This window comes from Pseudalkalibacillus sp. Hm43 (assembly GCF_051842935.1).
In the GTDB taxonomy this organism is placed as follows: Bacteria; Bacillota; Bacilli; order Bacillales; family Fictibacillaceae; genus Pseudalkalibacillus.
Genome location: NZ_JBPXRR010000007.1, coordinates 26,736 through 33,142 on the forward strand (window position 1 = coordinate 26,736; position 6,407 = coordinate 33,142).

Annotated in this window: 5 protein-coding genes, 1 rRNA gene and 1 other annotated feature; of the genes, 1 reads left to right on the forward strand and 5 read right to left on the reverse strand. The window is 43.2% G+C overall.

Annotation, left to right across the window (positions count from 1 at the left end; all coding sequences use genetic code 11):
* Window positions 1-205: 205 nt before the first annotated feature.
* Window positions 206-432: a binding site (T-box leader), on the reverse strand.
* A gap of 26 nt (window positions 433-458) precedes the next feature.
* From pdxT to guaB, 4 genes are all read right to left on the reverse strand, one after another.
* Window positions 459-1,064 (reverse strand): pyridoxal 5'-phosphate synthase glutaminase subunit PdxT, encoded by a 606-nt coding sequence (gene pdxT / locus ACSVDE_RS19250; RefSeq protein WP_439302532.1) that lies wholly within the window; start codon window positions 1,062-1,064, stop codon window positions 459-461.
* A gap of 23 nt (window positions 1,065-1,087) precedes the next feature.
* Window positions 1,088-1,972: a pyridoxal 5'-phosphate synthase lyase subunit PdxS gene (gene pdxS / locus ACSVDE_RS19255; RefSeq protein WP_439302533.1), complete on the reverse strand. Its 885-nt coding sequence runs from the start codon at window positions 1,970-1,972 to the stop codon at window positions 1,088-1,090.
* 197 nt (window positions 1,973-2,169) lie between these two features.
* Complete coding sequence (locus ACSVDE_RS19260) at window positions 2,170-3,522, reverse strand: D-alanyl-D-alanine carboxypeptidase family protein (protein WP_439302537.1); 1,353 nt, start codon at window positions 3,520-3,522, stop codon at window positions 2,170-2,172.
* 159 nt (window positions 3,523-3,681) lie between these two features.
* Window positions 3,682-5,139 carry an IMP dehydrogenase gene (gene guaB, locus ACSVDE_RS19265; protein WP_439302534.1) on the reverse strand — a complete coding sequence of 486 codons (1,458 nt, stop codon included), beginning with the start codon at window positions 5,137-5,139 and terminating at the stop codon, window positions 3,682-3,684.
* 122 nt (window positions 5,140-5,261) lie between these two features.
* On the opposite strand from guaB, the gene ACSVDE_RS19270 reads away from it, so the two are divergent.
* Window positions 5,262-6,227, forward strand: a complete 966-nt coding sequence (locus tag ACSVDE_RS19270) for a YaaC family protein (protein ID WP_439302535.1) — start codon at window positions 5,262-5,264, stop codon at window positions 6,225-6,227.
* Window positions 6,228-6,323: 96 nt separating this feature from the next.
* On the opposite strand, the gene rrf is transcribed toward ACSVDE_RS19270, so the two are convergent.
* Window positions 6,324-6,407 (reverse strand): 5S ribosomal RNA (gene rrf / locus ACSVDE_RS19275); the annotation flags it as partial.

Genomic DNA, 6,407 nt, shown 5'->3' on the forward strand with positions numbered 1-6,407 from the left:
TTTATTGATGAAACAGTCATCTTAAACACACATCACAGTATCGCTTAGTTGAGCAATTTCATGTTTGAATCACACATCACAGTATCGCTTAGTTGAGCAATTTCATGTTTGAATCACACATCTAGACGAATTAGAAACGAGTAACACCGATATCATTCGTCTTGGGAATTAAAAAAACTCCCGTCCCATATGTGTTTGTATCACATAAAGGGACGAGAGTTCACCCGCGTTGCCACCCTGGTTGTACCATCACAAATAGACGGTACCACTCTGGTAATGTAACGGTTACTAACCGAAAATACTTACTGGAGCTCAGGCTCGTTCTGCATTTTACTCAAGGATGGATTCACAAGGCTCTATCACCGATTTCCACCAACCATCGGCTCTCTATAGGAAAGAGGACTTGCTACTAGTTCCTGTCAACATTCGCTTCGATATTGTGTTAGTAGTAATTTACACTATTTCGATACGTTATGCAACTCGTTTTTATATTCCTCTGCCATCTTGACGAAATAACCATGCATTCTGTGGTCATCTGTCAATTCTGGATGGAATGCGCAGCATAGAAAACGCCCTTGTTGTGCTGCAACGACTTTGTCCTGGAATGTTGCTAATACTTTTACATCTGAACCGACTGATTCGATATATGGTGCACGGATGAATACACCGATATAATCTTCATCGCCTTCCATACCATCCACATTAAGAGGAATTTCAAAACTCTCTCTTTGGCGTCCGAAACCGTTACGATGGACTTTGATATCCATGACTTCAAGATGACCATGTTCTTGTCCGATGATCTCTTTCGCCATCAAAATCAAACCTGCGCACGTTCCAAACATCGGCTTTCCGGACTTGGCGAACTCCTGCAAAGGTCCGAACATTTCATATTTATCAATCAGACGACGCATCGTCGTGCTTTCCCCACCGGGTACGACGAGTGCATCAATGTCCTTTAATTCTTCAACACGTTTAATCAATTTCACTTCTGCACCTGATGCTTCTAGTGAACGAGCATGTTCACGAACTGCACCTTGCAGGGCAAGAATCCCAACTGTGACCATCTGGATGTCTCCTTTGTCGTCTCTTACCATCCACGATCTTGCATACGCTCTGAAGGTTGAAGAGAAGAAATCTCGACACCTTTCATCGCTGTTCCAAGACCCTTAGACAATTTAGCGATCAAATCATAATCTTGATAGTGTGTTGTCGCTTCTACAATTGCACGAGCGAACTTCTCAGGGTTATCGGATTTGAAGATACCAGATCCGACGAATACGCCATCTGCCCCAAGTTCCATCATCAATGCAGCATCTGCTGGAGATGCTACTCCACCTGCCGCAAAGTTGACCACCGGTAGACGTCCTTCACGCTTGATTTGAAGAAGGAGCTCATATGGTGCACCAAGGTTTTTCGCTTCTGTCATGATCTCGTCTTCGCTCATACCGACGACTTTCTTCACTTGAGCTTGAATGAGACGCATGTGACGGACTGCTTCTACGATATTACCTGTTCCAGGCTCACCTTTCGTACGAAGCATAGAAGCACCTTCTCCGATACGACGAGTCGCTTCACCAAGGTCACGCGCACCACATACGAATGGCACCGTGAAGTCACGCTTGTTCAAGTGATACACTTCATCTGCAGGTGTCAAAACTTCACTTTCGTCGATGTAGTCTGCACCAAGCGCTTCTAGAACACGAGCCTCAACGATATGACCGATACGTGCTTTTGCCATGACTGGAATTGAAACGGCATTGATGACCTCTTCAACAATTGTTGGGTCTGCCATACGAGCAACTCCACCAGCTGCACGAATATCTGCAGGGACACGCTCAAGTGCCATTACGGCAACTGCGCCAGCCTCTTCAGCAATCTTCGCTTGTTCTGCGTTCACAACGTCCATGATGACGCCGCCTTTTTGCATTTCTGCCATTCCGCGTTTTACGCGATCAGTACCTGTTTGTACCATGTATAATTCCCCCTATCAGTAGGTGTTTTTTAAGTATGATTCGGTTAATTCTTAAATCCTATCCTATTGTATCACTTTTCTGTTTTCATGCCTATCCAGACAGGTGATTCCACATGAAATACCACTGGAAATTTCTTCATTGTTTCAAAAAAGGAACTGAGCATGAAATGCTTCAGTTCCTTGTATATGGATTTGTATTAGAATAAGCCTTTGATCGAATCGACGACGTTCGACCAAATATCTCCGAAGAATCCACCGATTCCACGCATCATGAGCACGAACCAGTTCGCTTTTTCAACGTCTGCTTGAGCGACAATCGGAGAGCTCGCTTTCTTGCTAGCTTTTTCCGTAATGTAGCCTAAGTCTTCTCCTGCGTACTCAAGACTTAATGTGCCGACTTGATCTCCTTTTTTGACAGGAGCCGTCAATTGGCCTTTATCATTGAGCACTTTGTTGTTCCAAGTCACTTTTGGCTTATATTGATCTTCTTCACCATTTGGAATCACCATAGAAAGTGCATCTGTAGACTGGACATCTACGCTTTTCTCTTTTCCTTTGATGACTGGGATAGAAGACTTACCATCAATAACATATCCTGCCTTGACGATTTCTTGCTTTCCGAAGTTATTGAAACCATAATCCAAAAGCTTTCTTGTTTCTTCAAAACGTGCTCTACGGTCGTTTGCTTTCATGACTACAGAAATTAGTCGTAGACCATTACGTTCAGCTGTTCCAGTGAAGGAATATCCTGCAAGATCAGTAGATCCCGTTTTCAATCCATCGATACCTTCATACGCGAGACCAAAACCTTGAGGGTTCCCCGGAAGCATCCAGTTCCAGTTGATCATACGGTTTTCATCATCCGTTCCTTTTCGGAACAATTTCTCTGGAATCTTTGCCGTTTCGAGGATTTGCGGATAATCATTCAGTAAATGATACGCAAGCTTCGCTGTATCACGAGATGAAATCATGTTCATGTCTTCTTCACCACCAGCTGGGTGGTTACCTTTTAAGTCACGGTTATTTAAGCCTGTACTATTAACGAAATTATATTTTTTCAATCCTAGTTCTTTTGCTTTATCATTCATCATTTTGACGAAGTTTGCTTCAGAACCTGCAATCGTTTCTGCAATCGCCATTGTGGCACCATTTGCGGAATAAATCGCGGCTGCTTCGTATAGTTCTTTGATCGTATAATCCGGATCGGCATCTTTTCTTAGCCATACATTGGACAAGCTTCTATCTTGCGCTACTTTATGTACACGATCGCTTATTTTAACTGGGGTTTCCCATTGAACTTCACCATTGTCAACTGCTTCTAAAATCAAATATAAACTCATCATCTTGGTCATACTTGCCGGTGGCAATAGTAAATCAGCATTTTTCTCAAATAGAATCTTACCTGATTCTGCATCTACTAGAATAGCAGCTTCTGCTTGCAACTGTAATTCAGGAGCAGCATAACCTTTCTTTGCAGTAGATGTGATAATTCCAGTAATGACGAGTGCCATCGTTAAAACTAAGATGACTGTTTGTTTCATTCGGTTAATCAACCTTTGCACCTCCAACCCATATACAACACCGGTTATTGTACCATAATAAATATGAAAAAAATAGACAGTGGAAACCCCACTGTCTGAAAAAATTTAAAAATGGTACAAACATCGCATCTTTTTTTACGATTGTGTGACAACCGGCATAAAAACGTCCTATACCGAGTAGTTTGGTGCTTCTTTCGTGATCTGTACATCATGTGGATGGCTTTCTCGTAATCCAGCGTTCGTGATGCGGGTAAACCTTGCATTTTCCCTCAAGTCATCAACACTTGGCGTGCCGCAATAACCCATTCCAGATCGCAAGCCTCCAACCAATTGATGTACAGTGTCCGCTAGTGGCCCTTTATAAGGTACACGACCTTCAATTCCTTCTGGGACGAGTTTCTGGTTATTTTCTTGGAAATAACGGTCACGGCTTCCGCGTTCCATCGCTCCAATTGATCCCATACCACGATACACTTTGAATTGACGCCCTTGATAGATTTCTCGCTCACCTGGGCTTTCGTCTACCCCTGCAAGAAGGCTTCCAAGCATGACTGCATGTCCGCCCGCCGCAAGCGCCTTGACGACATCACCTGAGTACTTGATCCCGCCATCTGCTATGATCGGAATGTTGTATTTCCGTGCTTCTGTCGCACATTCATAAACCGCAGTGACTTGAGGTACACCGACTCCAGCGACGACTCGAGTCGTACAGATCGATCCTGGTCCGATACCGACCTTCACCACATCGACACCTGCTTCAATCAAATCACGTGTCCCTTCTGCAGTTGCTACATTTCCTGCAATGATCGTGACGTCAGGGTATGCTGATTTGATTTCTTTCACTTTTGCGAGTACGCCTTCAGAATGTCCGTGTGCTGTATCAATGACAAGTGCATCTACTCCAGCTTCCACAAGCTTTTTCACTCTCATCATTGCATCTGCGGTAACGCCGACTGCAGCACCTGCTAGCAGTCTACCATGTGCATCTTTTGCCGAGTTCGGAAATTCAATGACTTTCTCAATGTCTTTAATCGTGATTAGTCCTTTTAAGATCCCTTCTTCATCGACGAGTGGAAGCTTTTCAATTCGATGCTGTTGAAGGATTTCTTCAGCTTCTTTCAATGTTGTACCTACAGATGCCGTGACTAAGTTCTCATGTGTCATGACTTCTTTGATTTTGATGGAAAAATCTTGAATGAAACGCATGTCTCGGTTCGTGATGATGCCGACAAGTGTACGGTTCTCATCCACAATCGGAACACCGGAGATGCGGTATTTCCCCATTAAATGCTCAGCATCAAAGACTTGATGCTCGGGAGTGAGATAAAAAGGATTCGTAATAACACCGGACTCAGAGCGTTTGACACGATCGACATGTTCCGCTTGTTCCTCAATCGACATATTTTTATGAATGATCCCTAGACCACCTTGACGTGCCATTGCAATCGCCATTTTCGATTCCGTTACCGTATCCATTCCAGCACTGATAATCGGGATATTAAGCTTTACATGATCCGATAATCTTGTTTTGACAGATACGTCCCTTGGTAATACGGATGATTTTGCAGGCACAAGCAAAACATCATCGAACGTAAGTCCTTCTCTTGCAAATTTGTCTTCCCACATTCGTCCCACTCTCCTTTTAATCGTTAAAATATTATTTGTAGATTAACAATGGGGTAAACTACTGTCAAGAAAGCAGGAATAAGTCCGATTATTCGTAAAATTTGCGCTATGGATGTGACTACATGGAACCCCTATTCAACGAATGGAAAAGCTTCGATCAATACTTAAGTGCACAATCCACTCAGCGATACTTAAAAAGATGCTATGAACAGTTGAAAACAGACATGTCGATTGAGGAATTAAGCTATCGGAACAGTTACAGCTTCATCTATTATCTGACTCATGGGAAACGTCATTTCGACCTATGTCGTCAATCCCCGCTGGAACTGCAGCCGATGCTCCTTTACTATGGGATGGTCCAGCTTTTGAAATGCTGTCTTTTAACCGTTGACCCTCTATACCCTGAGTCGACTGCTCTACTAGCTCATGGGGTGACGACCAGGAAACGGAAAAAGCAAAACTATCTCTTTTTACAAGATGAAATCAAGGTACAACGAAACGGGCTATTTCCTTATTTCTCTGAACAACTCTTCGGAATGGAGCAACTCGAAGGAGATAAGTTCCAGATGAAAGATTTATTTAGCTATGTCCCTGAAATGGACGACCTTTTTCGTCAGGTCAGCGGAAAATCTCCACTCGTACCTGTTGAAGGATCGCTTACGGATGGTCAGGTTCTGATTGATGATCGAATACTGGATTCACTACATATGACGGGTTCTCGATTTGTCCAGTTTCTGCAGCAACAAGCTTTACCGAATCATGTAGAAGTGTCTTATGACAACTCACAATTCACCGTCGAATTTCTCAAAACTCTGAATGCACACACGACATTTTTCAGGAAAACAATCGACAATCAATGGTTTGTACCGAATACTCGGGAAGGGTTCAAACCGATGCATGAAGTAATGGTCCATTATTTGTTGCTGTATAACCTGAGCATGATCTGTCGTTACGAAACGGAATGGTGGGGTGATTTGTTCTACACGTTCTCAAGCAATGATTATCCTTATATTTCTCGATTCCTTGCAATTTCTCGTGTAAAAGTACCGTATATGCTGTTGGAGTATTTGGATGGGAAGAAGCAGTGAAGTTGATTTCTTCGAATTCACTCCCTTTAGGTCCTTATGGACCTAATTTTTAATGAAAAATAAAAAAGAACAGCCTCATAAGGCTGCTCTGTTGTTGCCCGGCGACGTTCTACTCTCACAGGGGGAAGCCCCCAATTACCATTGACGCTGAAGAGCTTAACTTCCGTGTTCGGCATGGGA